Annotated in this window: 27 protein-coding genes, 1 tRNA gene and 1 pseudogene; 12 read left to right on the forward strand and 17 right to left on the reverse strand. The window is 64.6% G+C overall.

The features are described 5' to 3' along the window. Window positions 1-115 precede the first annotated feature (115 nt). Entirely contained in the window at window positions 116-817 is a 702-nt protein-coding gene (locus WDM24_RS10375) for a metalloregulator ArsR/SmtB family transcription factor (RefSeq protein ID WP_338831100.1), read from the forward strand. 14 nt (window positions 818-831) lie between these two features. Here WDM24_RS10375 and WDM24_RS10380 read toward each other — a convergent pair whose 3' ends face one another. After that, a complete protein-coding gene (locus tag WDM24_RS10380; protein ID WP_029084053.1) occupies window positions 832-1,077 on the reverse strand; it encodes a DUF2188 domain-containing protein in 246 nt (81 codons plus the stop codon). Between the two features lie 120 nt (window positions 1,078-1,197). On the opposite strand from WDM24_RS10380, the gene WDM24_RS10385 reads away from it, so the two are divergent. From WDM24_RS10385 to WDM24_RS10395, 3 genes are all read left to right on the forward strand, one after another. After that, entirely contained in the window at window positions 1,198-1,464 is a 267-nt protein-coding gene (locus WDM24_RS10385; protein ID WP_166298675.1) for a DUF2277 domain-containing protein, read from the forward strand. Between the two features lie 88 nt (window positions 1,465-1,552). After that, window positions 1,553-1,780, forward strand: a complete 228-nt coding sequence (locus WDM24_RS10390) for a hypothetical protein (RefSeq protein ID WP_338831101.1) — start codon at window positions 1,553-1,555, stop codon at window positions 1,778-1,780. A gap of 76 nt (window positions 1,781-1,856) precedes the next feature. Beyond that, complete coding sequence (locus tag WDM24_RS10395) at window positions 1,857-2,270, forward strand: hypothetical protein (RefSeq protein WP_338831102.1); 414 nt, start codon at window positions 1,857-1,859, stop codon at window positions 2,268-2,270. A gap of 15 nt (window positions 2,271-2,285) precedes the next feature. Here WDM24_RS10395 and WDM24_RS10400 read toward each other — a convergent pair whose 3' ends face one another. Next, window positions 2,286-2,813: a collagen-like protein gene (locus tag WDM24_RS10400; protein WP_338831103.1), complete on the reverse strand. Its 528-nt coding sequence runs from the start codon at window positions 2,811-2,813 to the stop codon at window positions 2,286-2,288. A 129-nt stretch (window positions 2,814-2,942) separates the two neighbouring features. On the opposite strand from WDM24_RS10400, the gene WDM24_RS10405 reads away from it, so the two are divergent. Next, window positions 2,943-3,926 (forward strand): hypothetical protein, encoded by a 984-nt coding sequence (locus tag WDM24_RS10405; RefSeq protein ID WP_338831105.1) that lies wholly within the window; start codon window positions 2,943-2,945, stop codon window positions 3,924-3,926. A 7-nt stretch (window positions 3,927-3,933) separates the two neighbouring features. Here the strand turns inward: WDM24_RS10405 and WDM24_RS10410 are convergent, their stop codons facing one another. Together WDM24_RS10410 and WDM24_RS10415 are read right to left on the reverse strand one after the other, a co-directional pair. Next, window positions 3,934-4,194 (reverse strand): helix-turn-helix domain-containing protein, encoded by a 261-nt coding sequence (locus WDM24_RS10410; protein WP_166298672.1) that lies wholly within the window; start codon window positions 4,192-4,194, stop codon window positions 3,934-3,936. A gap of 169 nt (window positions 4,195-4,363) precedes the next feature. Then, a complete protein-coding gene (locus WDM24_RS10415; protein WP_338831106.1) occupies window positions 4,364-5,131 on the reverse strand; it encodes a 3-oxoacyl-ACP reductase FabG in 768 nt (255 codons plus the stop codon). 126 nt (window positions 5,132-5,257) lie between these two features. On the opposite strand from WDM24_RS10415, the gene WDM24_RS10420 reads away from it, so the two are divergent. Further along, the gene (locus tag WDM24_RS10420; protein WP_338831107.1) at window positions 5,258-5,731 is read left to right on the forward strand and encodes a hypothetical protein; all 474 of its coding nucleotides are present in this window, start codon (window positions 5,258-5,260) and stop codon (window positions 5,729-5,731) included. 15 nt (window positions 5,732-5,746) lie between these two features. Here the strand turns inward: WDM24_RS10420 and WDM24_RS10425 are convergent, their stop codons facing one another. Both WDM24_RS10425 and WDM24_RS10430 read right to left on the reverse strand, forming a co-directional pair. Then, window positions 5,747-6,439, reverse strand: coding sequence for a glutathione S-transferase family protein (locus WDM24_RS10425; protein ID WP_338697346.1), 693 nt, complete (start codon window positions 6,437-6,439; stop codon window positions 5,747-5,749). Between the two features lie 150 nt (window positions 6,440-6,589). Then, the gene (locus WDM24_RS10430) at window positions 6,590-6,838 is read right to left on the reverse strand and encodes a hypothetical protein (protein ID WP_166298668.1); all 249 of its coding nucleotides are present in this window, start codon (window positions 6,836-6,838) and stop codon (window positions 6,590-6,592) included. A gap of 263 nt (window positions 6,839-7,101) precedes the next feature. Here WDM24_RS10430 and WDM24_RS10435 point away from each other — a divergent pair, with 263 nt between their 5' ends. Further along, window positions 7,102-7,542 (forward strand): hypothetical protein, encoded by a 441-nt coding sequence (locus tag WDM24_RS10435; RefSeq protein WP_338831108.1) that lies wholly within the window; start codon window positions 7,102-7,104, stop codon window positions 7,540-7,542. A gap of 55 nt (window positions 7,543-7,597) precedes the next feature. On the opposite strand, the gene WDM24_RS10440 is transcribed toward WDM24_RS10435, so the two are convergent. From WDM24_RS10440 to WDM24_RS10455, 4 genes are read right to left on the reverse strand one after another with little or no spacing between them, the layout of a single operon-like run. After that, entirely contained in the window at window positions 7,598-8,179 is a 582-nt protein-coding gene (locus tag WDM24_RS10440) for an NUDIX domain-containing protein (RefSeq protein WP_338831109.1), read from the reverse strand. Window positions 8,180-8,198: 19 nt separating this feature from the next. Further along, window positions 8,199-8,636 carry a GNAT family acetyltransferase gene (locus WDM24_RS10445; protein WP_338831110.1) on the reverse strand — a complete coding sequence of 146 codons (438 nt, stop codon included), beginning with the start codon at window positions 8,634-8,636 and terminating at the stop codon, window positions 8,199-8,201. A gap of 14 nt (window positions 8,637-8,650) precedes the next feature. Then, window positions 8,651-10,078 carry an FAD-binding oxidoreductase gene (locus WDM24_RS10450; RefSeq protein ID WP_338831111.1) on the reverse strand — a complete coding sequence of 476 codons (1,428 nt, stop codon included), beginning with the start codon at window positions 10,076-10,078 and terminating at the stop codon, window positions 8,651-8,653. Between the two features lie 30 nt (window positions 10,079-10,108). Next, on the reverse strand, window positions 10,109-11,095 hold the full coding sequence (locus WDM24_RS10455) for an L-threonylcarbamoyladenylate synthase (RefSeq protein WP_338831112.1): 987 nt from the start codon (window positions 11,093-11,095) through the stop codon (window positions 10,109-10,111). Between the two features lie 79 nt (window positions 11,096-11,174). On the opposite strand from WDM24_RS10455, the gene WDM24_RS10460 reads away from it, so the two are divergent. After that, window positions 11,175-11,251: transfer RNA gene (locus tag WDM24_RS10460), tRNA-Pro, on the forward strand. A 347-nt stretch (window positions 11,252-11,598) separates the two neighbouring features. On the opposite strand, the gene WDM24_RS10465 is transcribed toward WDM24_RS10460, so the two are convergent. Next, entirely contained in the window at window positions 11,599-11,847 is a 249-nt protein-coding gene (locus WDM24_RS10465) for a helix-turn-helix domain-containing protein (protein ID WP_338831113.1), read from the reverse strand. A gap of 97 nt (window positions 11,848-11,944) precedes the next feature. Here WDM24_RS10465 and WDM24_RS10470 point away from each other — a divergent pair. Both WDM24_RS10470 and WDM24_RS10475 read left to right on the forward strand, forming a co-directional pair. Next, window positions 11,945-11,995: pseudogene (locus tag WDM24_RS10470) on the forward strand (hypothetical protein); the annotation flags it as partial. A 290-nt stretch (window positions 11,996-12,285) separates the two neighbouring features. Continuing rightward, the gene (locus tag WDM24_RS10475; RefSeq protein ID WP_338831114.1) at window positions 12,286-14,547 is read left to right on the forward strand and encodes a calcium-binding protein; all 2,262 of its coding nucleotides are present in this window, start codon (window positions 12,286-12,288) and stop codon (window positions 14,545-14,547) included. Between the two features lie 26 nt (window positions 14,548-14,573). On the opposite strand, the gene WDM24_RS10480 is transcribed toward WDM24_RS10475, so the two are convergent. After that, window positions 14,574-16,013, reverse strand: a complete 1,440-nt coding sequence (locus WDM24_RS10480) for a helix-turn-helix domain-containing protein (RefSeq protein WP_029081491.1) — start codon at window positions 16,011-16,013, stop codon at window positions 14,574-14,576. A 140-nt stretch (window positions 16,014-16,153) separates the two neighbouring features. On the opposite strand from WDM24_RS10480, the gene WDM24_RS10485 reads away from it, so the two are divergent. Together WDM24_RS10485 and WDM24_RS10490 are read left to right on the forward strand one after the other, a co-directional pair. Then, complete coding sequence (locus tag WDM24_RS10485; RefSeq protein WP_338831115.1) at window positions 16,154-17,791, forward strand: isocitrate lyase; 1,638 nt, start codon at window positions 16,154-16,156, stop codon at window positions 17,789-17,791. A gap of 211 nt (window positions 17,792-18,002) precedes the next feature. After that, complete coding sequence (locus WDM24_RS10490; protein ID WP_338831116.1) at window positions 18,003-18,530, forward strand: DUF4269 domain-containing protein; 528 nt, start codon at window positions 18,003-18,005, stop codon at window positions 18,528-18,530. A gap of 7 nt (window positions 18,531-18,537) precedes the next feature. On the opposite strand, the gene WDM24_RS10495 is transcribed toward WDM24_RS10490, so the two are convergent. The 5 genes from WDM24_RS10495 to WDM24_RS10515 all read right to left on the reverse strand — a co-directional run bounded on the left by WDM24_RS10495 (window position 18,538) and on the right by WDM24_RS10515 (window position 24,397). Continuing rightward, window positions 18,538-19,737: a PepSY-associated TM helix domain-containing protein gene (locus WDM24_RS10495; protein ID WP_338831117.1), complete on the reverse strand. Its 1,200-nt coding sequence runs from the start codon at window positions 19,735-19,737 to the stop codon at window positions 18,538-18,540. Then, on the reverse strand, window positions 19,737-22,052 hold the full coding sequence (locus WDM24_RS10500; protein WP_338832363.1) for a TonB-dependent siderophore receptor: 2,316 nt from the start codon (window positions 22,050-22,052) through the stop codon (window positions 19,737-19,739). Before WDM24_RS10500 ends, WDM24_RS10495 begins: the two co-directional genes overlap by 1 nt. A 269-nt stretch (window positions 22,053-22,321) precedes the next feature. Beyond that, window positions 22,322-22,555 carry a hypothetical protein gene (locus WDM24_RS10505; RefSeq protein WP_338697369.1) on the reverse strand — a complete coding sequence of 78 codons (234 nt, stop codon included), beginning with the start codon at window positions 22,553-22,555 and terminating at the stop codon, window positions 22,322-22,324. A 211-nt stretch (window positions 22,556-22,766) separates the two neighbouring features. Then, a complete protein-coding gene (locus WDM24_RS10510) occupies window positions 22,767-23,693 on the reverse strand; it encodes an acyl-CoA thioesterase (RefSeq protein ID WP_338831118.1) in 927 nt (308 codons plus the stop codon). Beyond that, the gene (locus tag WDM24_RS10515; RefSeq protein ID WP_338831119.1) at window positions 23,693-24,397 is read right to left on the reverse strand and encodes a hypothetical protein; all 705 of its coding nucleotides are present in this window, start codon (window positions 24,395-24,397) and stop codon (window positions 23,693-23,695) included. The genes WDM24_RS10510 and WDM24_RS10515 overlap by 1 nt, the downstream gene beginning before the upstream one ends. Between the last annotated feature and the right edge of the window lie 74 nt (window positions 24,398-24,471).

Here is a 24,471-nt window from a genome sequence, read left to right on the forward strand (position 1 = left end):
ACGGCGCCGATCTGACCGGATCAGGCGGCCGCGACGTTTCAGGAAAATCTGAAATGAGTTTCGCGGCCTTGCGAATGCTTGTAGGACGTTCCGGTCCGATACGGAGGACGATGCGGTGGGATCATCCCAATCGGTGCAGACGGGATTTTCGCGGATCGCCGAGGCACTGGGCGATCCGGTGCGGGAGGCGATGGTCAGTGCGCTGGCCGACGGCAAGGCGCTGCCGGCGGGCGAGCTTGCTGCGGTCGCCGGCATTTCGCCGCAAGGCGCCAGCGCGCATCTGCAGAAGCTGGTGGACGCGCGCGTGCTCTCGGTGTGGGCACAGGGCAGGTTCAGATATTACCGGATCAGGGACGACGATGTCGCGGCGCTGATTGAGAGCCTGGTCGATCTCGCCGCCAAGAGCGCTGCCAAGACTTCCGCCGGGCGCCGGCGTGCGATGCCGGCCGAGCAGCTCAGGCAATCGCGCACCTGCTACCATCACCTTGCGGGCCAGCTCGGGGTGCTGCTGTCCAATGCGCTGATCCGCCGCCGGCTTGTCGTCATCGACGGCCGCGATGGTCGCGTGACGGAGCAGGGGCTGGCCTGGTGCCGGGCCGAAGGGATCGATTTCGATCCGGCGCGGCAGCCGCATCTGCGGCTCTGCAATGACTGGACCGAGCGCGTGCCGCATCTCGCCGGTCCCTTCGCCAATGCCGTGCTGACGCGGCTGGTCGAGATGCGCGGCGTTGCGTTGCATCGCATTCCGCGCGCGTTGCGGATCACCGACCGGGGACGGGCGTTCTTCGATCGGCTTGGCGTGCAGGTTCCGTTCTGAGCCGCGGAAGCAAATTAGCGTCCGTCTTCAACCTCGGTCTCCGGGCGGTCGTTGCCGGCGGCGGTTTCGGTCAGCCATTTGCCGTCCGACGTCTCATACTGAATCGCCTCGGTGCGCCCGGGAACACGTTGCTCATTGGCGGCGCGCCGGGCGGCGGCAAGCGCCGCGGCATGGGTTGGAAACGGTTCCGAGAACACCCCGTTGACGGTATAGGCCCAGCCGCCATCGTGCTGGACGACCTTGTAGATCACGTGGCTCATCCGGAACCTCGCTGCGCCGTGGGACGATGAGGGTGCCAGAATAGCCCACGATGTCGTATTTTGCAGCAGCCGATCGTCTTTGAGAGAGCCGCCCCGCTGCTGCGGGCGAGGGAGACCGACATGTGCCGCAATATCAAGACGCTGTTCAACTTCGAGCCGCCCGCCACCGAGGACGAGATCCGAGCTTCCGCGCTGCAGTTCGTGCGCAAGTTGTCCGGCTTTAACAGGCCGTCGCAGTCCAATGAAGCCGCCTTCAATCTTGCGGTGACCGAGGTCTCGGACGCCGCGCGCAAGCTCCTGATCTCGTTGCAGACCGCGGCGCCCACCCGCGATCGCGAGGTGGAGGCGGAGAAGGCGAGGGAGCGTTCGCGCCTGCGGTTCGGCTGAGGCCACAGCCAGTCCGTGACGCAGGTCACGGTAAGGCGTCCTACCCCGGGGCATGATTTGCCGTTCATCCCGGCCCCGGAGCAACACGATGAAGCCTGCCGTCCTGCTCGCCCTCTGCTCGATCGCGTTCGCCGTCCTGTGGACGAGCGGCATGCTGTGGTCGAGCGGGACGATCGACCTTGCCAACGTCATCATCCTGTCGGTCTGCGGGGCGTTCGCCGGCGTTGCCTCGTACTACGCGATGCGCTGGGTTTTCCAGCTCGTGCACCCCGTCCGGCCCCCCGATCCTCCGGCCAATCCGGACCCGGAGCGATAAACAGGGCGTCACACAGGGCGTCACCCTTGCAAACCGGCTGCAACGGGCGTTGTTTGTTGCGACCTGAGGGGGCACCATGCGCATCATCATCGCGCTCGTCGTCGCGCTGACGTCGTCAGCGGCTTTTGCCGGCACGTCCGAAGGCTACGGCATGGGCGGCTGGATCGCGAAATTCCAGCCCGAGATCGATCGCGCCAACGCCTCCGGCGAGCTGTTCCGCATCAAGGGGCATTGCCAGTCGAACTGCACGCTGTTCCTGGGGCTGCGCAATGTCTGCGTCGAGCGCAGCGCGACGCTGTTGTTTCATGCCGGCCATGACCGTCAGCGCAACATCAATGCGATGTCGACCCAGCGGATGCTGGACGCCTACAAGCCTGCACTGCGACAATACGTTCTCGCGCACCACTACATGGACACGCTGGAATTCCACGCGATCCCGGGCGCGATGATCATCGACCGCTTCGGTTACAAGGAGTGCCCGCGCGGATAAGAGAGACAGGAACGATTACTTCTTGTCCTTCTTGCGGTGCTTCTTCTTTTTCTTGTGATCGTCGTCTTCGTCGTCATCTTCCGCGAAGTCGATCGCATCGACATCGAGCGCGATCGCCTCCGCGGCGGCGCGCTCGGCGGCATCGCGCTCGGCGAGCTCAGCGGCTTCGTGCTCCCTGGTGCGCTTGTAGTCTTCCCAGGCGTCGAAGATCATGTGCAGCCACGGCATCACCTGCTCGATCGACGGCAATTGTCCGGGCGGGCCGGCTTCACCACGCGGGCCGGCCGGACCCTGCGGCCCCTGCGGACCGGCTTCGCCACGCGGACCCTGCACGCCCGCCTTGCCCTGCGCTCCCGGCTTGCCCTGCGGGCCTGGCTTTCCGACCGCTCCGGCCTTGCCCTGCGGACCAGGCTTGCCGCGCACACCTTCCGGCCCCGGCCGGCCCGGATGTCCTTGCGGACCGGGCCGTCCCGGCTCGCCCTGACGACCCTGCGGCCCCTGCGCTCCTCGTGACCCCTGGCGGGAAGTTGTTTCGTCAGCCACTGATATGCTCCGTCGCGATGTGAAGCCGCTTGTAACAGAGGTTGGACGACGGCTTCAATTCTGCCCGTCCGCACGGATGGAAGCGATCAACAGTCATAATTCCATGTGCATATGACAACGGAGGGCGGGTTGCGGTTTCCGAACGACAGGCACGGCGAGGCCGCGGGCGAAGGACCGCAACCGCTCGACATTGTCGTAACGCGACGCGATGTGCTTGACGAAGCGAGCTTTCGCAGCACGGGCGTGCTCGATCTCTATGAGGAGCTGTTTCCCGCAAGTGAGCGCGACAGCGCTGACGACATTGTGCGCTGGCTGCTGTCGGATGATGTCGGCGAGCGGCGGCATTTCAGCGTCGGCGGCCGCAAGATGTCCTATCGGCTCGACTCGCGCTGCTTCATCCTCCGCGCCGCCGGGCGTGCGATCGGGCTCGGCTTCTTCACTTATGATCATGCAAGCGATTTGATCTATTGCAACCATGTCGGCATCGGGACGGCGTGGCGCGGCGGCGGCCTGGCGCACGCGTTCTATCGCCAGATGGTCGGCATGCTCGATGCGCTGTTTCCGCGCAACATCGGCGTGGTGCTCGAAGTCGAGCCGTTCGATCGTGACCGCCTGCAAACGATCATCGCCGATCTCGAACGAGCGGGCAGGCGGCAACTCGAGGCGGATGAACAGGCCGAGCTCCGCAGATTGCTACGCGTCAGCTGGTATGATAGGCTCGGCTATTCCGTGTTCTGCGACGCGCGCACGATGCGGCCGCTTGAATGCTGCTCGCCGTGCCTCTATCCGTCCCTGCCGTCATCGGATTGGGCAGCAGGAGAGGAGAGCTACTGGCTGATGTGGCAGGCACGGACCGGCGCGCCCTCTGCGGAGATGCGCGCAGGTCTGCTGTGGCACCAGGCCACGACCGCGATCTATGTCGAGATCCTCGCAAAATCCCTGGTCGCGGCGGACCCGATCGGCCGCCGCTTCTATTGGGACTATGCGACCGCACTGGTCGCCCGGACGCTGCAACTGACAGCGACGACCGACGTGCATCTCGCACGCTGTCTCGGTGACGATGACCGCCAGCTGTTGTCGCGCTGGCGGCGCCTTGTGATCGACCTGATCTAAAGTCCACTCAGGCTGCGGCGTGCTCGCTCAACGGCACGTCGATGCCTTCGGCGGAATATTCGCGGATCTTGTTCCGCAAGGTCCGGACCGATAGCCCGAGCACGCGGGCGGCGCGGGTGCGGTTGCCGTCGCAGCGCGCGAGCGTCTGCAGCACGAGTTCCCGCTCGACTTCATCGACGGTCGCGCCGATCAGAAGTGGAACGATTTCATTTGGAGCCAGCGACGGCAGCATAACTTCCGGCGACGGCACGGTGGACGCGTAGGACATGTACTCCTCCCGATCAACGCCCGCTTCGTCGGTGAAGCGAAGACATCGAGAAACAACTACCCCGTATATCCACGGTGTGCCGGTTTGGTTAACAAGTCCTTAATATCCACCTAACTCCCTGCTCTGTAAGCAAAATACCTAGAAATCGCCACGATTGCGGTTCCATCCGTCACAATGTCCGGTAACCGCCATCGACCATCACGATCGATCCCGAGACGTAGGCCGACAGGTCCGAGGCGAGGAAGATCGCTGGGCCGACGATGTCCTCCGGCTTGCCGGCGCGGCCGAGCGGGGTGTGGTCGATGAAGACCTTGACCAGGTCGGGATTGGTGGCGCGCACCTTCTCGTTGAGCGGCGTCTCGATGAAGCCGGGGCCGATCGCATTGACGCGCACGCCATCCTTGCCGAGCTCGGCGGCCAGCGCCTTGGTGAAGCCGAGCACGCCATGCTTGGAGGCGGTATAGGCCGGCGAGCTCGGCGTGCGCAGATGCACGAAGGACTGGATCGAACCGATATTGACGATGCGTCCCTTGTTCTTGCGCAGCGGCGCAAGGAACGAATGCGTCACGTTGAAGACGCCGGTGAGATTGATCGAGATGATGTCTTCCCAATCCTTGATCACGGCCTCCTCAGTGCCGAGCATGCCGTTGCGGCGCGCGATGCCGGCATTGTTGACCAGGATCGAGACGGCTCCGACCTTGTCGGCCACCTGCTTCGCCATCGCGATGCAGGCGTCGCGATCGGTCACGTCGAGCACAAAGCTCTCCGCCTTACCGCCGGCGCTGCGGATCTCCCTGGCCGCCTCCGCCGCCGCATCGCCGTTCATGTCGAGCAGCACGACCCGCGCACCCTCGCGGCCGTAGCCCAGCGCGATGGCGCGTCCGATGCCCGAGCCTGCACCGGTGATGACGGCGATGTGATTGTCGAGAAGGGCCATGGCGTTTCCTCGTTCTGATTTTTGAGCGTTGTCGACAACACTATTCAAAACTGCGCCAAGCGAAACGCCAAGCCGCGTTTGCGCGTTGCTGTTATCCGGATTCGGATGACAGGACGGACGGCGGAGATGGACCCGCATATCAGACACTGGAAAGTTGCGATCGAGCGCTTCTGCGCGGCGCCGGACCCCGACTATCGCGAGATGGCCAGGATGATCGCCGAGATCGCCGCGACCGACCTCGACGAGACGCTGCGGCATGCGGCCGCACAGGTGCTGCCGATCCTGCGCCAGGCGGCGCTGAAATCGGCCGACCGCCGCACCAGGTCGATGGCGCTGCGCCGTCTCGGCATCGTCAGCGATGCGCTGCACACGCTGTCCGCGCCGCGGTTCGGCCGGCGTGGCCTGACACCGAAGGTGCTGACTCAGGAAGAGCGGTACCGGCAATTGCTCGGCCTGCCGTTTGGCCGCCACCTTGCAGCGAACGAAATCCATCAGGCTTTCAAGCGCGCCGCCAAGACGGTGCATCCCGACGGTGGCGGCAACGGTCCGGCATTCCTCGAACTCGCCGCCGCCCGCGACGCCTTGATCAAGCATCACTAGAGAATGCTCTGGCCGTCAGGCGCTCACGGCGGAATGGATGGCGCGGCAATGCTGCACGATGTTGTCGTGGGCGACGACGAACTGCTTCAGCGGCGTCTCGATATCGTAGAAATAGATGTTAGCGATGAAACCATAGAGTCCGGCATCGATCGCGGTCGGCGTGTCGCCGTGCACATAGCCTTGCTGCGGGATCAGCGCAGCGATCGCGGCAAGATCTGCAAGGCCGCGCGCCATCGCCGCATCGGGATCGAAGCGGCCGATGCCCTGGTAGTAGTAGCGCTGGGCATTGTATTCTTTCGCCTTGAGCAGACCCTCGTCCGTCAGCGCCGGGTGCTCTTGCTTCAACGCATCGCGGAACAAGTGCCAGTAGCGCTCGTCCTTCCAGCGCGAATACGACATCACCCAATAGAGGTCGTCGAGCATTCGTGTGATCAGCAAGTTCTGCGTTCGCTGTTGCGGCGTCAGCGAGGCATCAATCGAAAGGCGATATTTCCGGGTGAGCCAGGCGAGGATGGTCTCGCTGTCGCCGACCGTGTCAGTGCCGTCGACGATATAGGGCAGCTGGCCGCGCGGCGCCTTCGAGGCGTCGAAGATGTGCTCGTGGCGGAACGGCACGCCGGCGAGCCTTAGGAAGGCAAACACCTTCAAGCCGTAGCCGTTGTTGTCGGCGACGCCGAACAGCGGCGGGTAGGAATAGAGTGTGAGCATGTCGCACCGTCCCAAAGGTTGAACAGGGGGCTCTACGACAGGATAACGCAGTGTGGGCAAATCGCCAGCGTGCCTACCATCTCACGTTCGAACGGGAATGGTGGGCACGGCGCGAGCGCGCCTTTGCCCACCCCGCAGTTCGAATACGGCTCAGAACGCGCAGGTGCCGTTGTTCAGGAGGCCGGTCTTGTAGACGAACGCGGCATCGAAGGTCGGCAATTCCTCGCTGACGACCGAGAAGTTCGCCGGCCACGGCGTGGTCGGGATGCTCTGGTCCCAGATCTGGCAGAAGCCGGTGTCCTGCCAGCGGATCAGGTGATAGGGGTTGGCGCTGGCCGGGCTTGCCGCGGCAAGCACGGTGGCGGCAATGGCGGCACAGGCAATCGCAAGACGACGCATGGGGAAATCTCCGGTGTGAAAAAATGCACGCTCCGCAAGGCAATTGTGGAGCTCTGGGGCCGATCGCCCCGGACATGCAGTGAGTGTTACAACCCCGGGAACAGGTTCAACGCCGATTGCGCGGAAATATCCGGCCGGCGCTGTGCCAAATTGCGCCGGATGATGCGCTTGCTACAGTCGGCGCGTTGCGATTCGCACCGTCGTCGCGACGCGTGCAAATCGATTTGAGCAAATCGGCTGAGTAACTCCTGGGGAGACCGTACATGAAACTTTCATCCACCTTTCGCGCCGCGCTGGTCGCGCTGATGGCGTTCATCGGCCTTGCCTTCTCTTCGGCGGCCCGTGCCGACAGCGGCTTCGTGACGCTGACGATCTACAAGGCGGGATGGATCATCGGCGGCTCCGGCGGCAGTGGTGTCCTGACCTTCCGCGGCCGCTCCTATGCGCTCTCGACCGGCGGTCTCGACTACGGTCTGGTGTTCGGCGGCTCCAAGACCGTGCTGCGCGGCCGCGTCAGCAACATCAACCGTCCGTCCGACGTTGCCGGCGTCTACGGCGCAGCGGGCGCGGGGCTTGCGGTCGGCCGCGGCGCCCGCGCGATCGTGCTGACCAATCAGAAAGGCGCGGTGCTCGAATTGACCGGCCACCAGGTCGGTCTGATGGCCAATGCCGATCTGAGCGGCCTTGCGATCACGATGCGGTAGAGCATTGAGTGCACGCGCGATGCCGTCCCGGCAACAGGCCGGGACGGAGGGCGTTTCACCTGAACAGATGCAGCGCCGCGTATTGCAGCAGCATGATGGTCTTGGCATCGACGATGCGGCCGTCGCCGATCATGGCGAGCGCGTCGTCGATCGGGAGTTCGAGCACCTCGATGTCCTCGCCCTCGTCGGCGAGTCCGCCGCCTTCGCCAATGCGCATCGCGGCGTCGTATTCGGCGACGAAGAAATGCAGCTTCTCGGTCACCGCGCCCGGCGTCATGAAGGCTTCGAACACCTTCCGCACGTGGTCGAGCCGGTAGCCGATCTCTTCCTCCGCCTCGGCGCGAATGCGTGCCTCCGGCGCGGCGTCGTCGAGCATGCCGGCGGCGGCCTCGATCAGGAGATCGTCATAGCCGTTGGCGAAAGCGGGATAGCGGAACTGGCGCACCAGCACGACGCTGCGGGTCTTCAAATTGTAGGGCAACAGCACCGCGCCGTTGCCGCGGTCATAGCTTTCGCGGACCTGGGTCTGCCACTCGCCATTGCGGCGGCGATAGTCGAAGGTGGTGCTGGTGAGCAGGTATCGGGCCTTGGAGAGGACGCGGACGTCCTTGACGCGAACGCGGTCGGCGATGCTCATGCGTAACCCTTCAACTCCCTCACGGCGTCGCTTCGCGGCCGTCGAGCCATTTCGCCAGCATGACCGAGGTCGACTCCTCGTAGCCGAGCGTCTGGTAGAACGCGCTGGCCTTGGCGTTCTCGCGGCGGATCAGCAATTGCAGCTTCGGCACGCCGGCCTGGCGTAGCCAGTCCTCGACCGCCTGCATCATGGTGCGGCCAAGCCCCTTGCCCTGGCGGCGAGGGTCGACCGCGACGTAATAGACCCAGCCGCGATGGCCGTCATGGCCGACCATCGCGGTTGCGACGATCGCGCCGGCGTCGCGGCCGACCAGTACGGCCGAGTTCGGTCCGCGGCGCGCCAGCGCGATGTCGGCTGAGGGATCGTTCCACGGCCGCGTCAGACCGCACGCCAGCCACAGTGCGACGACATCGGCGACGTCGGCATCGGCAATCGGAGCAATGGCGAGGGAGGGCATCGTCGCCTGCGCGGTCACAGCACCTTGCCCGGATTCATGATGCCGAGCGGATCGAGCATCGCCTTGACCTGCCGCATCAGTTCGATCGCGACCTTGTCCTTGACGTCGGGCAGTTCGTCGCGCTTGAGCACGCCGATGCCGTGCTCGGCCGAGATCGAGCCGCCCATCCGCAGCACGATCTCGAACACCACGGCGTTGACGTCGTGCCAGCGCGCCAGGAAGTCGGCCGTATTGGCGCCGACCGGCTGGCTGACATTGTAGTGGATGTTGCCGTCGCCGAGATGGCCGAACGGCACCGGCCGCGCGCCCGGGATCAGCTTCACCGCCGCCGCATTGGCCTCCTCGATGAAGGCGGGCACGGCTGCGACCGGCACCGAGATGTCGTGCTTGATCGAGCCGCCCTCCGGCTTCTGCGCCGCCGACATCTCGTCGCGCAGTTTCCAGAACGCCTGGCGCTGGCTCAAATTGGCCGCGATGACGGCGTCATCGACGATGCCGTCCTCCATGCCCTGGGCGAGGATCGCCTCCAGCGTGTCGCGCGCGTCGTCGCGCGACGACGACAATTCCATCAGCACGTACCAGGGGTGCTTGCTCTCGAGCGGATCGCGGATATCGATGCCGTGGCGGATCGAGAAATCGACCGCGACGTCGGCGAGCAGTTCGAAGCTCGTCAGGCTGCCTGCCGCCTCGTTGCGCGAGATCGACAGCAATTTGAGCGCCGCCGCCGGCGACTTCAGGCCGACATAGGCGGTCTCGATCGCGCGCGGCCGCGGAAACAGTTTCAGCGTCGCCGCGGTGATGATGCCGAGCGTGCCCTCGGCGCCGATGAACAGGTTGCGCAGGTCGTAGCCGGTGTTGTCCTTCTTCAGCTTCGACAGCGCGTTCAGCACGCGGCCGTCGGCCAGCACGACTTCGAGCCCGAGCGCCATTTCGCGGGCCACGCCATAGGCGAGCGCCGTGGTGCCGCCGGCATTGGTCGAGAGGTTGCCGCCGATCGTGCAGCTGCCTTCGGCGCCGAGCGACAGCGGAAACAGCCGATCGACTTCGCTGGCTTTCTGCTGCGCGATTTGCAGCACCACGCCGGCCTCGCAGGTCATGGTGTTCGATTCGACGTCGATGTCGCGGATCTTGTCGAGGCGCCGCAGCGACACCACGACCTCGCCATTATGCGGTGTCTGGCCGCCGACCAGGCCGGTGTTGCCGCCCTGCGGCACCAGCGCGATCTTGTGTTCGGTCGCAAGCTTGCAGATCGCAGCGACCTCGGCGGTCGAGCCGGGGCGCAGCACCAGCGGTGAGCGGCCCTGGAACAGGTCGCGCTCCTCGGTGACGTAAGGCTTGATGTCGGCGGCGTCGGTCACCGCATATTTCTCACCGACGATGGCGCGGAATTTTGCAAGCAATTCGGGCGGAAGCGGCGGCACCGCTGATTGGACGATGTTCATTTTTTCTTGGTCTTTCACGTGTGTCGGGATTTACCGCCCAACCGCTGCACGGCGCAGCCGGTCATTGATGGCTTCGCCCAGCCCGTCCTCGGGAATGGGCATCACCGCGATTGCGTCCGCGTTTCTCTTGTCGAGGGTGCGGAGGTAACCGAACAGATTGGCGGCGGCCTCGGCGAGATCGCCGCGCTCGGACAGGTTCATCTCCACCGAGGCGCATTCGCGCCGCGCTACCTTGGCCGGCCCGAACGCCAGCAGGGCTTCGCCGACATGGACGTCGCTGGCATTGAGCCGGACCGGCGTCCGCGGCGCGTAGTGCGAGGCGAGCATGCCGGGGGCGATCGGCTGGGCGTCGGTCTCGGCGTCCGGCGGCGGCGACTGCAACGGGTGGCCGAGCACGCGCTCGATCTCGGCGCGGGTCAGCCCGCCCGGCCGCAGCAGCACCGGATCGGAGAAGCAGCCGACGATGGTGGATTCAACGCCGACCTCGACCGGCCCGCCGTCGACGATCAGGTCGATGCGGCCCGCGAGATCGCCGTTCACATGCTCGGCGGTGGTTGGCGAGACATGGCCGGAGAGATTGGCCGACGGCGCTACCACGGCACCGCCGAACGCCTTGATGATGTCGCGCGCCACCTTGTGGGCCGGGATGCGGATCGCGACCGTATCGAGCCCGGCGGTCGCGAGTTCCGCGACCGGGCAGGAGAGGGCCTTCGGCAGCACCAGGGTGAGCGGACCGGGCCAGAACGCTTCCGCGAGCCGCAGGGCCTGGCCGTCGAACAGGGCGATCCGGCGGGCGGCGCCGAGATCGGCGACATGGGCAATCAGCGGATTGAAGGCCGGCCGGCCCTTGGCCTCATACAGCCGGGCGATCGCGGCGGCGTTGCCGGCATCGGCGCCAAGGCCATAAACCGTCTCGGTCGGGAAGGCCACCAGACCGCCCTCGGCCAAAACCCCGGCGGCGGTCGCGGTGGCGGCTGCGCCGGCCGGCAGAACGTGTGTTTTCAGGCCTGTTTCCACTGTGACTAGATTCCTCAATTCGGTGCCTTGTCGTCCCTTGCGGTCCCTGAAGCCCGACGCTATAAGCCGGCCTCTTAGTCGGAGTGTGGCTCAGCCCGGTAGAGCACTGCGTTCGGGACGCAGGGGTCGCAGGTTCGAATCCTGCCACTCCGACCATTCTTCCAAGCACTTATAGTTTCTGTGTTTTTCGCGTGCAACGAAATGCGCGATGATTTCGGGCGCGGCAGCCATGTCCGCCGATTTCCGGACCCAAGTCCTGGAGGTCGGCGAGTCGCAAGACAGAGCCGCTACGATCTTGCGCCGCTCGGAACCGGAGACGGGGCGATTGGGGAGCGCAAGGGAAACGGCCCCTGGCGCGACGTTGCGCGGGACATCGCCAAGCACCACACGTCCTCCCTTGGACCTTGAGCTGATTTTCGGTTCGCATCAAAGCACGAATACCTCGCGGCGAGTAGTGCTCAACTTCAGGCGCCTGTCTCCCCGCCCGGCGAGCGAGTCCATTTTTAGCGTCGGCCGCACCGCCACCGGAACTGCCGGGCGCAACCGAAGCGCTTCCAGCCGCAGAACCCTCGTGCTCGCCGGACCGTATCGGATGGATACTGGCCAAATGCGGACCGGTACGACGCCGCAAAGCGGCCCATGTGGGTAAAGCCCCACTTCAGTGCAACTTCGCTGATCGGAAGCAGGGTCTCCGGTCGCGACAGCTCATCATGGATCGCTTCAAGTCGAAGTGGCCTCATCGGCGGCGTCATCGCGGCCGGTGCAGCCAACGCCGCCGCGCAGCAGGAAGCCGCTGCGGCCCAGCAGCACGCGGCGTCTTGCGCGCAACGCTATCGCTCGTACGATCCAGCGTCGAACACGTTCGCGGCAAAGGAAGGCCGGCGGTATCCCTGCCAGTAAGTGTTTCGGATATAGCCGCGGCTGTATCCGCTGTGGGGCTGCGGTGTGACAACCGCAGCCCTTTTGATTGCCAGGGTGATTGCCGGGGCTCGCGCGCACTTTACGTTGGCCGATCGGCCCTTGCCATGGGCGTCAATCCCCGTCGGACAAGTCACGAAACCAACCAGACACTGACAGTCACGCCGAGTTCGCCTGCGGGGTCGCCCTAGATGTAAAGATCGTAATGAATCGAACCGCTCGCGTGCCGATGCCAACACACCTGCATCGGCAACTGCTCCGAGCGTACGACAATGACAAACTACAACTTCTACAAGATCGATATTCCCGGCGGGTACGGCAGCAACGGCTTTGTCTATATCAGCGTCGATGGTGTCGATGCCTCAGGGCTTGCGGTCGGTAACGTCGGCGATATGGACGGCGATTGGCACGGCATTACCGCCGCCCATAACGGTTCGGTCACCCTCTACGATCCCCCGGCATCAAGCAACCAGACGGATGTTGTCGGTGTCACGTCGTCCGGCGAGCTTTATGGCGATTTCACCGACTGGTCGAACATACAACACGGCTTTATCGAGAGTGGCGGCGTCACGACGACGATCGACTTTCCCTTTGCCGCCACCACCGTTATCTCGGGCATCACCGCAGCCGGCGAGCTATTCGGCAGCTATGTCGGCACGTTCACCGGCGTTCACGGATTCCTCGACGACAACGGCTCGTTCGAGACGATCGACGATCCCCTGGCAACGTCAACGTCGGTCTTCGGCGTCAATGCATCAGGCGTCATCGTCGGAGCGATCACCGATGCCAGCGGGACGCATGCCTTCTTCAACAACAACGGCACCTTCACCGCGCTCTATCCGCCCGGATCCTATTCGAGCAGCGCAGTCGGCGTCACCGCCTCCGGCGAGGTGGTGGGCACCTATGAGACCAGCTCCAACGCCCAATACGGGTTCGTCTACAATAACGGTGCTTACACAACGATAGCCGGTCCCGGCTCGACCTACACTTCCATTTCCTATGTCGGCGACAACGGCGAGATCGCCGGCTATTACGCCCAAGCCAGCGGCCATCTGGATGGTTTCCTGGATCAGGGCGGGGTATTCACGACCGTCGATGTCCCGGGCGCCACCGACACCGAAATCCTCGGGGTCAACGCCGCCGGCGAGATCTATGGCGACTACAATGATTCCACCGGTCAGCACGGCTTCGTCGGCATTCCAGGACCGCAAGTCGTCGCCTCCAATGTGACCGCGACCCACGGCGAGACGTTTGCGATGTCGAGCCTGTTCAGCGCCAGCGATCCGACCGGCGCAGGGATCACGGAATATGTAGTGTACGACACTGGCAGCGGCGGCGCGCAGATTCTCGTGAATGGAATTGCGCAGCCGAGCCAGACCGATCTCTATCTGACGCCGGCGCAGCTCGCGCAGACCACGTACCGATCCGGCTCCGGCCCCGATGTGATCTGGGTCGAGGCTTCTAATGGCTCGGAGTGGAGCCCTTGGACGATCTTTCAGGTCTCGGCTCCGGTCGATGCCGGGCCGGTGGTGACGGTCTCGAACCTGGCCTGGACGTCCGGCGAAACCTTCGCCGCAACATCACTGTTCTCTTACAGCGATCCGTTCGGCAGCCCGGCCACCGAATACGAAGTTTGGAATGCAGCGACCAATGACGGGGAGTTCGAGCTCAATGGCACACCACTGCCTGCAAACCAGGACAACACCGTCACGCCAGCGCAGCTTTCGCAGCTGAGCTATGTCGCGGATTCAGCCAGCGACATCGTGTGGGTGCGCGCCAATGACGGCACCGTCTGGGGGCCGTGGACGCAGGCCGGTGGCAACGCCAACGACGTCTTCTATGCAGGATCGGCCAGCGACCTCATCGAGGCCGGCAACGGCAACGACACCTTCTATGGTGGCTCCGGCAATTCGACGATGTATGGCGGCACGGGCAATGACGTCTATGTCGGCGGCAGCGGCGAGAGTCTCGAGGTCGGCCGCGGGACGGCAACATCGCTGGACTATTTCTATCTTTCCAGCGCTGCGGGTTCGGAGGCCTTCGGCGGGCCTGCCGGCGAAGACGTCTTCGTCGCGGGCCCGAACGGCTCGGTGATGATCGGCGAAGGCGCCACCAACTTCATGTACGGCGCCGCGGGCGGCAACAACTACTTCTACGGCGGTTCCGGCGATAGCGAGTTCTTCGGCGGCAGCGGCGTCGACGTCATGATCGGCGATTCCGGCAGAGACTATTTCGATGGCGGCACCGGCGTGAACTATTACTTCGGCGGCGCCGGCGGTGGTCCGAGCAGTGGCATCGGCGTCGACACGTTCAACATCAGCCAAGGCGGCATCGACGTCGTGCAGGACTGGACCGAAGGCAAGGACACCGTGCAGTTGAACGGCTCGGGCTTTCACTCCTTCTCCGACGTCCTGTCGCATTCGTACCAGAACGGCGCCTATTTCGTGGTTCAGGTCGATGCCGACACGGCGGTGTGGCTGAACGGAGCGACCGCCGCGACCGTGACGGCGAGCGATTTCAGGATCGGAAGCTAGACCGCTTTCGAAGGAAATGGATACCGTCAATCCGCCGAGAAACCGAACGGGACGCTCGAGGTCCTGAAATCGTCGGGAAGAATCTCGCGTCCGATTGGTGGCGCCGAGCGCGCCGCGCATCTTGGGCGATGGCAGACACGGCATGCGACGCCGATCGGCGTCGGCTCATCTGCGTTCGGCCCCTGTCCGTCGCGGGTGTAGATCAGCTGGCCCGCATATTCGGCCGCGCAGCCGATCGCGATGGCGCGCTCGACGCGGATTGCGCCGAACGCGCCGCCGCCGGCGGTCACCGTGCGGGCGATCGAGAAGAACCGCTGTCCGTCGGGCAATTCCAGCCATTGCGTGACGATCTGGCGTGGCGTCTTGAAGATGCCGTGGACCGACCACAGCGGACACGCGCCGCCGTGCTTCGCGAACGGGAAGCCGGCGCCATCGAGCAGCTTGGAAATGTTGCCGGCGGGATCGACGCGGATCAGGAAGAACGGAACCTTCTCGAGCCCCGGCCGCTGCAAGGTCGTGGCGCGGTGCGCGGTCTGCTCGAAGCTGGTGCCGAATTGACGCGCCAGCGCCTCCAGATCGTAGCGGCGCGTTTCGACCGCCTTCGCAAACACCGAGTAGGGCATGATGAGCGCGGCGGCAGCGTAGGCTCCAAGCGCGCGGCGGGCCAGCAGCTCGGCGCTTTTGGAGGTAAACTTGCCGGCTTCCACCGCGGCGCTGATCTCGTCTTCCAGTTCGAGATAGGCTAGTTGCTTGGCCAACTGAAAATTGAGGCCGGCGGTATCGAGCGAGTCCTCGATCAGCAATTGCCGGCGATGAAGGTCCAGCCGCCTGACCGAGCCGAGCATGACGTTGGGCGGCAGATAGCGAACCTGGAGGTTATGGCGCTGGCGAAGCCGTTCGATAAATCCGGCAGGTCCGGCCGGTTCATGGACGAGGCGCTCGGCTGCGTCGTCGAGGCTGGCGAAATTGTTGCGGCGTGCGGCGAGAAAGCGCCTGACCTCCGCGACCGGATCGTTGGCGTCAAAATTCTCCTGACCCGGAAATGATGCGGCGCCTGCCAGGTCCGGCGCGCTGCGCTCCGCCAACGCCAGCTGCTCCTCGCGGTAAGCGGTGTAGAGACGCAGGAACGCTTCCGTCATTCCGGGATAACTGACCGCGAGGTCGCTCACTTCGAGCGTGGGGATGTCGATGTCGGCAAACATCGGTTCCTTCAGGACGGACTGCATGCGCGCGGTGTGGTCGGCGCCGCCATCGCCGGCGAGATCGGCCAGATCGATCTTGTAGGTGCGGGCCAGGCGAAGCAGCATGTCCGCCGTCACCGGCCGCTGATTGCGCTCCAAAAGCGCGACATAGGGGGCGGAGATTTCGAGATCGGCCGCCATGTCGGCCTGGGTCAGCCCCAGGTCGCGCCGGAGCCGACGCAATCGTGGTCCCATGAAGACGGAACGGGCGCTCGACGTTGCCATCGCCTAATCCATTGTAATATTCTTACAACAATACATCGGTTTCTTGTAAGTTATGACAAGTTTTCCGCGCTAGGTCTAGCTCCCGGTGAGGCCGGGCTTACAAAGAGACCAGTTATTTCGTCACCGAAGGGATCATGGACATGAACTTCCAACCGCGCGGGATCAGCGACCGGGTCATCCAGGGACCGGCTTCGTATCAGAGCGAGATCGAGGCGGCCGAAGCGCTGCTCAAGGACAAGGACACCTGGAACGGCGTGACCGCCGAAGCTGTGGCGCGCATGCGCTTGCAGAACCGCTTCAAGACTGGTCTGGACGTCGCCCGCTACACGGCTGCGCTGATGCGCGCCGACATGGCCGCCTATGACGCCGACAGCACCAAGTACACCCAGTCGCTCGGCTGCTGGCACGGCTTCATCGCCCAGCAGAAGCTGATCTCGGTCAAGAAGCACTTCGGCAATACCGATCGCCGCTATCTGTACCTCTCCGGCTGGATGATCGCGGCGCTGCGCTCCGAGTTCGGACCGCTGCCCGACCAGTCGATGCACGAGAAGACCTCGGTGCCGGCCCTGATCGAGGAGCTCTACACCTTCCTGCGTCAGGCCGACTCCCGTGAGCTGAACGACATTTTCCGCAGCCTCGATGCTGCCCGCAAGGAAGGCGACAAGGCGAAGGAAAAGGCGCTGATCGAGAAGATCGACAACTTCCAGACCCACGTCGTGCCCGTCATCGCCGACATCGACGCCGGCTTCGGCAATGCCGAGGCGACCTATCTGCTCGCCAAGAAGATGATCGAGGCGGGTGCCTGCGCCCTGCAGATCGAGAACCAGGTCTCCGACGAGAAGCAGTGCGGCCACCAGGACGGCAAGGTGACCGTGCCGCACGAGGTGTTCATCGCGAAGATCCGCGCCTGCCGCCACGCCTTCCTCGAGCTCGGCGTCGAGGATGGCGTCATCGTGACCCGCACCGACTCGCTCGGTGCCGGCCTGACGCAGCAGATCGCCGTGAGCCACAAGCCCGGCGACCTCGGCGACCAGTACAACAGCTTCCTTGATTGCGAGGAAGTGACGGCCGCCAATGCGCGCAATGGCGATGTCATCATCAACCAAAACGGCAAGATGATGCGTCCGAAGCGGCTGCCCAGCAACCTCTACCAGTTCCGTCCCGGTACTGGTGCGGATCGCTGCGTGCTCGACAGCATCACCTCGCTGCAGAACGGCGCCGATCTGCTGTGGATCGAGACCGAGAAGCCGCATATCGAGCAGATCGCCAGCATGGTCGATCGCATTCGCAAGGTCATTCCGAACGCGAAGCTGGCGTACAACAACTCACCGTCCTTCAACTGGACCCTCAACTTCCGTTGGCAGGTCTACGACGCCATGAAGGAAGCCGGCAAGGACGTCAGCAAGTACAATCGCGCCGAACTGATGAAGGCGGAATACGACGGCACGCCGCTGGGGATCGAAGCCGACGAGCGTATCCGCACCTTCCAGGCCGATTCAGCCAAGCGCGCCGGCATTTTCCACCATCTGATCACACTGCCGACCTATCACACGGCTGCGCTGTCGACCGACAATCTCGCGAGGGAGTATTTCGGCGAGCAGGGCATGCTTGGATACGTCAAGAACGTGCAGCGTGCGGAAATCCGTCAGGGCATCGCCTGCGCGAAGCATCAGAACATGGCGGGCTCCGACATCGGCGACGATCACAAGGAGTACTTCGCTGGTGAGGCTGCCCTCAAGGCGGGCGGCGCCCACAACACGATGAACCAGTTCGGCTAATCGATCGAACGGATCATTCAAAATATCGGCTGGACGGGCTGGCTTGCGAGCAGCCTCCCTGTCCGCCGGCGGCGGGGCGATTTTTGACCACGGTGACGCGGTCGAGATCGCCCCGCAACGTTTTGCAAAGACGTTTCCCGCCAGGCGGAGCTCCCGCATTCCGCGCGAGCGTGGTATTTGCATTGCCGCGATCTCGAGGGCATGCCACGCGATGAGTGTCGGGCACTACGCATCCGCCGTCACCAACTCTGCTGTGATGGAACTGCTCAGGCCGTTCGATCCGCGCATCGTCGGAACGCTGCCGCTCGGGCTTGCCGTGCCGGGCAGCGACATCGATATCGTCTGCCATGCGCCCGATCCGAACGCTTTCGCGGAAATCGTCTGGAGCCACTATCAATCGGCCGATGATTTCGTCCTTTACCGATGGACCTCGGGATCGCGGCCGGCGATTGCCCGCTTTGTGTGGGACGGCTGGCCGTTCGAACTGTTCGGTGAGCAGCGTCCCGTGCACCAGCAGCAGGGCTGGATCCATTTCGAGGTCGAGCGGCGGCTACTCGCGCTTGATGACGGACGGCTGCGGCGCGCCGTCGGCAGGTTGAGGGCACATGGCCTCAAGACTGAGCCTGCCTTTGCCGCCGTGCTCGGGATCTCGGGCGATCCCTATCGCGGATTGCTCGAGCTCGCGGCCGAGACGGACGCCGAATTGCGCGTCCGGCTCGCGACGTGCGGCCTCGGCTGATCGCGGTTCATTCGCCCGGAACGAGGTGACCGACCGGCTGCCGCGCGAGGCGGCGGTGTCTGCGACGCGACAGATAGAGCAGGAGACCGGTCACGGCGAATAGCGGCATCATGGCGGCGGCCAGCATGAAGGCGAGCTTGCCGGGCCACCCCAGGATGGCGCCGCGGTGGATGTCGAGCACGCTGGCTAGGATGCGCTCGCCAAACGTCTTGTCGCCGTAGCGATCCGACGAGATCACGCGTCCGGTGAGGGCATCGATGCGGAATTCGTCACGCACGCTCTCGAGCGACGAATTCCGCGGCCATGACCGTACGCGCACCGACGTACCGGCACCGGCCGGCATCGTCAGCAGAGCCCTGCCGTACTGGTCGCCCTCCTGCGCCAGGAATGCCGTCCAGACACGATCGAAGGTGAGCGGCCTCGCGTCGGCGTTTGCATCCGCTTTGCCGTCGGCTGCGGCGGCGCGCGACGGCTTGGGCTGCATCGCAGCCGTCGTCGTTGCGGGCCGCGCCAGCAGCCAGTTGGCGCCGGCCTTGTACCATTCGAACGAGTACCACAGGCCGGTCAGCGTCATCACCAGATAGACCGGCAGTACCCAGGTGCCGATCACGGCGTGCAGCGAGCGGTGCAGGCCGCGCCCGCGCAGTGCGAGGTTTGGCTTCAGCCACATCTTCACGCTGCGCGCACGATGCGGCCAGCGCAGCACGAGGCCTGATATCAGCATCACGATCAGGCAGATCGCGGCGGACCCGGTGATCTTGCGGCCGATGCCATTGCCGTCGCCGGGCAGCAGCAGCCAGCGATGCAGCTTGCGGACGGTAGCGAAAAAGTCCTCGCCGCGCGGCGACCCGAGCAGATGTCCGTCATAGGGGTCGACATAGACCGAGGACGGCCGCGACCCGCCTTCGCTGCCCGCGAAGCGGATGCGTGCGGCCGCTGACGGGTCGCTCGACATCGTCACGGCGGAAGCCCGGCCGAAGTCGCCAGCCGCCTGCAGCCGTGCGACCAGCTCATCCGGCGTCAGCCGCCGCGTCGTGCTGGCGTCCACGCGCATGATGTGGCTGTTCAGGCTGGCCTCGATCTCGTCCTCGAAGGCCATCGTCGCGCCGGTGATGCCGACCACGGCCCAGAGCAGCGCCAGCGCAAGGCCGGCGAGGGAATGGACCTGCAGCAGCGCGGCCTTGATCGGGCGTCGGACATCACTCATCAGAACTTCACCGTCGCCGACAGCGAGAAGCGCCGCGCGTCGCCCATCGCGACTGTCAGAATGCTGTTGGCGGAAGGATAATAGATGGTGTCGAACAGGTTCTTGACATTGAACTGGTAGATCACCGGGAAGGTCTGGACCTTGGTCTCGTAGGTCGCAAAGACGTCCGCCACCGTATAGGCCGGCAGCACGAAACTGTTGGCGGCGTCGCCCGGCCGGTCGCCGACATAGCGCGCGCCGCCGCCGAGACGCAGCCGGCCGGGCAGCGCCGTGCCGAAATCATAGACGAGGTAGAGCGAGGCGGTGTTGAGCGCAACGTTCTGCAGCGCCTTGCCGGCGAGCATCGGATCCTCGGTCACGCGCGCATCGGTGTAGCCGTAGCTGCCGATCATGCTCCAGTTGTCGGTGAGCCGGCCGGTGACGTCGAGCTCGACGCCGCGCGAGCGGACCTTGCCGGCCGTGCGGTACTCGACGATGCCAGTCGCGGGATTGAGCTGCGAGACCAGCACGTTCTTCTTGTTGATGTCGTAGAGCGCAAGTGTGCCGGAGATCCGCTTGTTGTAGTCGAACTTGACGCCGGTCTCCCACTGGGTGCCCTCTTCGGGGGCGATGTTGGAGCCGATCACGACGCCTCCGGTGAGCGGCGCGATGGTCGAAGTCGGTTTCAGCGACTGCGTATAGCTCGCATAGAGCGAGACCTCGTCGGTGAGCTTGAGGATCGCGCCGCCGAGCGGCAGCGCCTTGTCTTGCGAGACATTGGTGTTGGTGATGAACGGGCGTCCCTTGCCCGCGATCTGGTCGTAGTCCGTGTAGCGCACGCCGCCGACCAGCACGAAGCGTTCGGTCAGATGCAGCGTGTCCTGGAAGAACAGCGACCACTGGCCGAGCTTGTCGGTTTGCGCGCTGTCGACGGCGGACACTGTGGTGCCCGGCGTGATCAGCCCGTAGACAGGATTGTAGAAGTTGAAGCTCGGCGTCGCCTGCCGGATCAGATTGTCGCGGTAGATCGTGCGGTACTGGCCATCGCCGCCGAACAATATCTCGTTGCGGAAATTGCCGAGCCAGACATTGCCCTGCAGATAGGAGGTGCCGTAGCTCGCATTGCTGAGCGAGCCCTGCGTGCCGTCATTGCTGCGGGTCTCGACGCCGGTCGTGGCATTGACGCCGGTGATGCGGAGCTGGTTGGCGCTGAAGGTCTCGGTGTTGTAGCTGTAGGCGGCGAACAACTTCCAGTCCTGGTTCAGGCGGTGCTCGACCGACGCCTGCATCAGGTCGGAGGTTCCCCACATGTTGTTGAAGGGCTCGTCGAGCCGGCGCGTCGCGGGGATCGCCAGCGGGGCATTGTTGACGAACGCCGTGCCGCGGTCGAACGGCGTGATGAACTCACGGTGCTCGTAGTTGAGTTGAACAGTGGTGTTCTCGCCGTACCAGGCCAGCGACGGTGCGACCAGCATCTCGCGGTGGCGTCCGAAATTGCGCCAATAGTCCTCGCTCACGCCATAGCCGATGAAGCGATAGGCGAGGCCGCCATTACCGATCGGGCCGGTGACGTCGATGGTGCCGTCGGCGCCGGTCTTCGAGTTGGCGTAGGTCGAGCCGAGCAGGGTCACCGAGCCGTGCTGATAGAGCTCGGGGCGCTTGCTGATCGTGTTGACGATACCGCCGGGATCCATGATGCCGTAAAGCAGCGACGCCGGACCCTTCAGCACCTCGACGCTCTCGACCGACGCATTGAGGCTGCGGCCCTGCACCAGCGGCATGCCGTTGCGCATGATCGAGCCGTCGCGATTGTCGCCGAAGCCGCGGCGCATCACCGCGTCCTGGGTGCCGGCCAGTGTGTTGGCCTGGGTGACGCCGCTGACATTGGCGAGCGCATCATCGAGGTTCCGCGGCAGCTGATCCCTGAGCACCTGCTCCGGCACGACGTTGACGGTTTGCGAGGTGTCGAGCGGCGAGGCGCCGCTGCGGAGCGTGGTCGCGCTCGGCATCGCGCGATAGTGCAGCTTGGCTTCGTTGAGCACTGCGGCGGCAGCCGCTGCCCGCTCCGACGGCGTCGGTGGCGCTGGCTGGGCATTCCGCATGCGCTGGCGTGCCGCGGCGGCTGCCTGCGTCCGCTGCGCCGATCTCGCAGGTTTGCGCTTCAGCGTCGGCTGGTCGACCGTAACAGGCGGCAACGGGACGCTCGATTGTGCGTTTGCCGGCGTCACCACGGCGGAGATATCGGTGAGCAGGAATGCCGCCCCAATCAACAGATGGGTGCGGCCCTTGTCGGCGGCATTTCGACGGTCGTCGACAACGCGGCCATCAGCATTCACAGGCACTCTGGTACTTCCGATTCACGCGAGCATATTCACGCCGCGCCTCTAGCAGTCGCCGCGCGCGAAAAGAACCGGAGCAGACTTGAATCTCTCTAACTGGATTGGATTTGAATCGTTCTAAGAAACAGCAAGGCTCGCGTGTCTGCGCGAGCCTTGCACCTCATGACTTGATTGTCGCGTCCGCGCGTTAAATGGTTGCGCGAGCTGAGGCCGCGGTCGTTGTCCTGTCACACCTCAAGCGTAAGCGATGGAGCGCGCGATGCGCCTCACGACATCGCCAGGCTGACGGGCGCCGAGCCGACCACTCCCGTGCTCACGCCGTCGCGCGCCATCGATTCGATTGCGCTCCAGTTCTCGCGAAAGATCCGCGCCGCCTCGTTGGCGCTTTCCGCCTGGATCGTCAGACTGCACGCGCGTCTGGTGCCGTTGCTGGCAAGCTGGAAGTAGAGAACATATCCAGACGAATCCGCGCTCCGTGCGCCCGACGGTGCCTGCTGCATGTCAGTTTTCCCCGATAGTGTTTTTGTTGCGCCACCCGCAGGCAGGATTTGACAGAGATGCGGCACAGTCGTGATTCAAGACGTGCAATCTGCACGATCGCGCATTTTGTTTGCGTGTGTTGCCGGGATTCAACAGACGATGGAACCGATGACGCGCGGCGGCTGCAACCCGGCCGCGATCACGGCGTGCGCTCAACTGTCCCGGCGCGACCTACGCATCGCCGTCCGGATACACCATCAGGGTTTCCTGGATCGAGGTCGCGAGCATCGATCCATCGCGGTCATGGACGCGCGCAATCGACAGTCCACGGCCGCCATCGGCGCAGGGGCTCTCGGTTTCGACATGCATCCAGGCGTCGGGTGAAAATGCACGATGAAACCAGATGCAATGGTTGAGGCTCGACAAATAGAGCGGGGCGCGCGACTGCAAATCGCGGAGATGTCCGCCGACGCTGGAGAAGTTGAGCCACCAGTCCGAGAGATAGGCGAACACCGCGGCCTGGGCGCGGGAACCTGCCGTGAGTGGCTGCCTGCATCTGATCCAGAAGCGCAGGCGCGGCTCAGCCGTCGCAGCCGAGAGCTGACGTTCGATCTCGGGGATCCGGAAATCCATGCTGGGCTTGATGTGCGGAGAGTAGGGACCGAGCGGCCGCAGCTGCTCCATCAGCGCGTCGGGGATCATGGTCAGATCGGGCAGGCTCTCCGGATCCTCCGATGGTGCGAACGGCATCGCGTGCCGCGGACCCGGCTGCGGTGCACAGAATGTGGCCTGTGCGCTCAGCACCGTCCGTCCGTCGCCCTGGCTGCCGACGATATGGCGCGAGGAGAACCGCTTGCCGTCCTGCAGCACTTCGGCGTCAAAGGTGATGCGCCTGATAGGATCGGCGCCGCGCAGGAACACCAGCTGCAGCATCGCCGCCGGGCGATCCTCCGGCGCGCTGAGGGTCGCTGCCATCATCGCCTGCCCGAGGATCTGGCCGCCATAGGAGCGGCCGTTGAGATTGCCGTCGCCGAAGCGGCTGCGATAGCGCAGCGGTGCGACGGTCTCGAGCGAGACCAGCGCCTCGGCCGCCTTGCCGTCCCACGGATCGCACGCGGCTTCGTTACCCTCCGCGACGCGGATGCCTTGCCCGTCCATCACATCGCCGGGAATTTCTGCGGTCCCGGATAGAGCGGATAGCCGGCGGCCACGCCGTATTCGCTGATGCCAAATCCGGTCTCGTTGCCGCTTTCGAGCCGGACGACATGATCCGACAGCGTGCGCGCGACGGCGCGGGTTGCCGCGTCGTCGAGATTCCAGACGTCGTGCGCGGCATGGTTCTCGCCGCGGTCGTCGCCATGGGTCCACCCCTGCAGGCCGCCATACATGCCGGCCTTGAGATAAAATCGCGTCGGCAGTCCATGCATCCTGACGCGGCGCGGCTCGCCGCGCTCGAAGGCGAAGGTAAAGTCGGCTACCGCGATGGTCTGGCCAAGCGGATCGTCGGCCCATTCGATCCTGTGCTCGACCGAGGTGACCTCGCGATGCGACACCGATCCGTCGGTCTCGCGGCGGAACTCGGTGCCCGAGAGGTAATGCGGCTTGCCCGGTGTGCGCTCCTTGATGAAGATCGACAGCGCCGACTGCTCGAACTGGAACATCGACCAGGTCCAGAAGAAATTGCGATGGGTCGCAACCGGTGGCCTGGTCTCGTCGGTGCGCATCTCGGAGCGCAGGCCCCAGGAGCGGTCACGCTGTCCCCACCACAGCTCGGGTTCGATGTTGGTGCGCTTGCCGTCGACCACGATCCACCCGCGCCAGCGGCCGAATTGCGAGACGCGTGCGAGATCCTCTTCGACCACGCCGTTGCGCTCGCGGAAATTCTGCTTCTCCTGCGCCGCCGGGAAGCTCGCCTTGAACTCGAGCTGAAAGCTGA

The sequence above is a fragment of the Bradyrhizobium sp. 27S5 genome, assembly GCF_037217225.1.
GTDB lineage: Bacteria > Pseudomonadota > Alphaproteobacteria > Rhizobiales > Xanthobacteraceae > Bradyrhizobium > Bradyrhizobium septentrionale.

What these genes read in the sequence shown, in the direction of transcription:
- WDM24_RS10410 (WP_166298672.1), bottom strand. Translation starts at nt 4,194, where the DNA reads ATGTCCTACGCGTCCACCGTGCCGTCGCCGGAAGTTATGCTGCCGTCG.
- WDM24_RS10435 (WP_338831108.1), top strand. Translation starts at nt 7,102, where the DNA reads ATGAAACTTTCATCCACCTTTCGCGCCGCGCTGGTCGCGCTGATGGCG.
- WDM24_RS10490 (WP_338831116.1), top strand. Translation starts at nt 18,003, where the DNA reads ATGAGTGTCGGGCACTACGCATCCGCCGTCACCAACTCTGCTGTGATG.
- WDM24_RS10395 (WP_338831102.1), top strand. Translation starts at nt 1,857, where the DNA reads ATGCGCATCATCATCGCGCTCGTCGTCGCGCTGACGTCGTCAGCGGCT.
- WDM24_RS10385 (WP_166298675.1), top strand. Translation starts at nt 1,198, where the DNA reads ATGTGCCGCAATATCAAGACGCTGTTCAACTTCGAGCCGCCCGCCACC.
- WDM24_RS10475 (WP_338831114.1), top strand. Translation starts at nt 12,286, where the DNA reads ATGACAAACTACAACTTCTACAAGATCGATATTCCCGGCGGGTACGGC.
- WDM24_RS10440 (WP_338831109.1), bottom strand. Translation starts at nt 8,179, where the DNA reads ATGAGCATCGCCGACCGCGTTCGCGTCAAGGACGTCCGCGTCCTCTCC.
- WDM24_RS10380 (WP_029084053.1), bottom strand. Translation starts at nt 1,077, where the DNA reads ATGAGCCACGTGATCTACAAGGTCGTCCAGCACGATGGCGGCTGGGCC.
- WDM24_RS10505 (WP_338697369.1), bottom strand. Translation starts at nt 22,555, where the DNA reads ATGCAGCAGGCACCGTCGGGCGCACGGAGCGCGGATTCGTCTGGATAT.
- WDM24_RS10450 (WP_338831111.1), bottom strand. Translation starts at nt 10,078, where the DNA reads ATGAACATCGTCCAATCAGCGGTGCCGCCGCTTCCGCCCGAATTGCTT.
- WDM24_RS10510 (WP_338831118.1), bottom strand. Translation starts at nt 23,693, where the DNA reads ATGGACGGGCAAGGCATCCGCGTCGCGGAGGGTAACGAAGCCGCGTGC.
- WDM24_RS10425 (WP_338697346.1), bottom strand. Translation starts at nt 6,439, where the DNA reads ATGCTCACACTCTATTCCTACCCGCCGCTGTTCGGCGTCGCCGACAAC.
- WDM24_RS10485 (WP_338831115.1), top strand. Translation starts at nt 16,154, where the DNA reads ATGAACTTCCAACCGCGCGGGATCAGCGACCGGGTCATCCAGGGACCG.
- WDM24_RS10415 (WP_338831106.1), bottom strand. Translation starts at nt 5,131, where the DNA reads ATGGCCCTTCTCGACAATCACATCGCCGTCATCACCGGTGCAGGCTCG.
- WDM24_RS10445 (WP_338831110.1), bottom strand. Translation starts at nt 8,636, where the DNA reads ATGCCCTCCCTCGCCATTGCTCCGATTGCCGATGCCGACGTCGCCGAT.
- WDM24_RS10390 (WP_338831101.1), top strand. Translation starts at nt 1,553, where the DNA reads ATGAAGCCTGCCGTCCTGCTCGCCCTCTGCTCGATCGCGTTCGCCGTC.
- WDM24_RS10430 (WP_166298668.1), bottom strand. Translation starts at nt 6,838, where the DNA reads ATGCGTCGTCTTGCGATTGCCTGTGCCGCCATTGCCGCCACCGTGCTT.
- WDM24_RS10480 (WP_029081491.1), bottom strand. Translation starts at nt 16,013, where the DNA reads ATGGCAACGTCGAGCGCCCGTTCCGTCTTCATGGGACCACGATTGCGT.
- WDM24_RS10465 (WP_338831113.1), bottom strand. Translation starts at nt 11,847, where the DNA reads ATGACGCCGCCGATGAGGCCACTTCGACTTGAAGCGATCCATGATGAG.
- WDM24_RS10420 (WP_338831107.1), top strand. Translation starts at nt 5,258, where the DNA reads ATGGACCCGCATATCAGACACTGGAAAGTTGCGATCGAGCGCTTCTGC.
- WDM24_RS10495 (WP_338831117.1), bottom strand. Translation starts at nt 19,737, where the DNA reads ATGAGTGATGTCCGACGCCCGATCAAGGCCGCGCTGCTGCAGGTCCAT.